At 65.7% G+C, this 3,035-nt stretch carries 3 protein-coding genes; 1 reads left to right on the top strand and 2 read right to left on the bottom strand.

Annotation, left to right across the window (positions count from 1 at the left end; all coding sequences use genetic code 11):
• On the top strand, positions 1 to 794 hold a 794-nt coding region (locus EN935_RS28965), incomplete at its 5' end, for a bifunctional 5,10-methylenetetrahydrofolate dehydrogenase/5,10-methenyltetrahydrofolate cyclohydrolase (protein WP_164771406.1).
• Between the two features lie 15 nt (positions 795 to 809).
• On the opposite strand, the gene glcF is transcribed toward EN935_RS28965, so the two are convergent.
• Positions 810 to 2,135, bottom strand: coding sequence for a glycolate oxidase subunit GlcF (glcF, locus tag EN935_RS28960; RefSeq protein ID WP_127264832.1), 1,326 nt, complete (start codon positions 2,133 to 2,135; stop codon positions 810 to 812).
• Between the two features lie 11 nt (positions 2,136 to 2,146).
• Positions 2,147 to 3,035, bottom strand: an 889-nt coding sequence (locus tag EN935_RS28955) for an FAD-linked oxidase C-terminal domain-containing protein (protein WP_127373880.1), incomplete at its 5' end; no start/stop codon positions are given.

Below are 3,035 nucleotides of genomic sequence, written 5' to 3'. Positions count from 1 at the left end.
CCGTCGGCGACACCGCTGCGGTGGATGTCTATGTGCGCAACCAGCGCGCCAAGGCACAACTCGCCGGTATCGATTTCGAGGAACGGCGCTTTCCCGCCACCATAACCGCCGGAGAACTGGAAGCGGCAATTCACGGCCTGAACGCCGATCCGCGCGTCACCGGCATCATCATCCAGCGACCGGTCCCAGTGCATATCCCGATCAGGACGCTGCAGGCGGCGGTGCATCCGCTCAAGGATGTCGAAGGCATGCACCCGGCTTCGATCGGCAACATCGTCTACAACCAGCTCGACCTCGCGCCTTGCACGGCGGCCGCGTCGGTCGAGCTGCTGAAGGAGACCGGCCTCGACCTCAAGGGGCTGGAAGTCGTAATCGTCGGCCATTCGGAAATCGTCGGCAAGCCGATCGCCTTCCTGCTGATGAGCGAAGGCGCGACAGTCACGGTCTGCCACCACATGACGCGATCGGTTGCCGCGCATGCGCGACGCGCCGACGCGCTGTTCGTTGCCGTCGGCAAGCCAAGGCTGATCAAGGCCGACATGGTCAAGCCGGGCGCTGCCGTCATCGACATCGGCATCAATTCCGAAATCGGCCCTGACGGCTCCAGCCGCATCGTCGGCGACGTCGACACCGAAAGCGTGCGCGAGGTCGCCTCCTGGATCACGCCGGTACCGGGCGGCGTTGGACCGATCACGGTGGCGATCCTGCTCCGTAACACCATGGTGGCACTCAGTCGCCAGCGCGCGCTTTATGAGGCGACCTACGGCACAGCGGACAGGCTCGCGGCGGAGTAGCGCCGGGGCGGCACCCTATTCCGCGGCGATCAGGCTCTCTTCCAGAACACCTTCCGGCTTTGGCCCGCCATAGGCCCAGTCGAGCAGTTTTATCGTGTGCACCACCGGCATCTTCGCGGCCGAGGCGATCTGCGTGATGCAGCCGATGTTGCCGGTGGCAACGATCGACGCACCCGTCGCCTCGATGTTTTTCACCTTGCGATCGCGCAGCTTGGCCGAGATCTCGGATTGCAGAATGTTGTAGGTGCCGGCGGAACCGCAGCAGAGATGGCCTTCACGCGGCTCGCGCACGATGAAGCCGGCTTTGGCCAGCAGCTCCTTCGGCTGGCGGGTGATCTTCTGGCCGTGCTGCATCGAGCAGGCCGAGTGATAGGCGACCACCGTGCCCGGATTGCGCGCGGGTTCGGGCAGATCGAGGGTCGATAGATATTCGGTGATGTCCTTGGCCAGCGCCGAGACGCGCGCGGCCTTGTCGGCATAGGCCGGCTCGAGACGCAGCATGAAGCCGTAATCCTTGATCGTGGTGCCGCAGCCGGACGCGGTGATGACGATGGCATCGAGACCGCCCTGGTCGATGGCGCGCGTCCAGGCGTCGACATTCTGTCTGGCCGAGGCAAGGGCGGCCTGTTCCCGCCCCATGTGATGGACCAGCGCGCCGCAACAGGCTTCGCCCTGCGGCACCACGACCTCGACGCCGAGCCGCGTCAACAGCGAAATCGTCGTGTCGTTGATGGCGGGATCGAGCACCGACTGCGCGCAGCCGGTGAGGATAGCGACGCGGCCCTTTTTCGCCCCCTGCCCGGCATGGATGCCAGGTGAAGCGCTTGGCGATGCTGCCGGGATCGAGGCCGGCGCGAGCCTGAGCATTGCGCTGAGCGGCTTCAGTGCCGGGACTTTTTCGAACAGGCCGATGAGCGGCTTGCCCAGCTTCGCCAGTTTCAACGCGACGCGAAAACGCTGGGGATAGGGCAGCACGAAGGCCAGCATGGCGCGGGTCAGGCGGTCGAGCAGCGGCCGCTTGTAGGTCTCCTGGATATGGGCGCGGGCATGGTCGACCAGATGCATGTAATTGACGCCCGACGGGCAGGTGGTCACGCAGGCGAGGCACGACAGGCAGCGGTCGATATGGGTGACGATTTCCTTGTCGGCCGGACGGCCGTTCTCCAGCATGTCCTTGATCAGGTAGATGCGCCCGCGCGGTGAATCGAGCTCGTTGCCGAGTGTCACATAGGTCGGGCACGTCGCGGTGCAGAAGCCGCAATGCACGCATTTGCGCAGGATTTTTTCAGACTCAGCGACATGCGGATCGGCAAGTTGAGCAAGCGAAAAATTGGTCTGCATCGCGTTGGATCCTAGGCCATTCGGCCGGGATTGAGGATGTTCTTGGGGTCGAATTCCTGCTTCAGGCGCGCCGCTAATGCGGCCAGTGCGGGCGGCTGCGGCTCGAACACCGGCAAGGCGGCGCGATGGGAAGGTGCCGCGCGCACCAGCGTCGCATGGCCGCCACCATGTTTCCTCAACAACCCCCGCAGCAGAGCGGCTTCCGGGTCGCCCTCTTCCATGCGCAGCCACACCAGCCCGCCCTGCCAGTCATAGAAGGCGCTGACAGCGGCCTGCATGCGCAGCGTCAGGACCATCTGGTGGCCCTCTCCCGGCGTCATCGAAACGCGCCAGACCGGTTTCTCGCTGTTGTCGGCGAAGGGCCTGCAATCGCGCACATCGCGCCAGATCAGCCGCGAGGCTTCGCCGGCAATCTCCTCCAGCGGCCCGGCCTTGCCGAGCAGCGTTTTCAGCGCGGCGATGCGATAGGCGACCGACGGGCCGAAGCCCTCGACACGCAGCAGCGTGGCGGCATCGTTGCCGAGACTGCCGCCGGCGACGCGCGCGGCGATCCGCTCCGGCAGATGGGCGGCACTCGACACTTCAGCACTCGAACCGAGCGCCATGGCCATGGCGGCGGCAGCCGCGTCGTCGAGCAGGCCACGGATGGCAAGCGTGACTTCGGTCTCGGCGGCGGGCAACACCTTGAAGGTGACGTCGGTGAACACGGCCAGCGTGCCCCAGCTGTTGGCCATCAGCTTGGACATGTCATAGCCGGTGACGTTCTTGACCACGCGGCCGCCGGACTTGAAGGCCTCGCCACGCCCGGACACCACATTGATGCCGAGGATATGGTCGCGCGCAGCACCCGCCTTCAACCGGCGCGGGCCGGAGAGGTTCGCGGCGAGCACGCCGCCGATC

The organism is Mesorhizobium sp. M7D.F.Ca.US.004.03.1.1 (assembly GCF_003998635.1).
Classification (GTDB): Bacteria; Pseudomonadota; Alphaproteobacteria; order Rhizobiales; family Rhizobiaceae; genus Mesorhizobium; species Mesorhizobium loti.
Note: the sequence above shows the minus strand (reverse complement) of the source record. Positions and strands in the feature narration are given on the sequence as shown.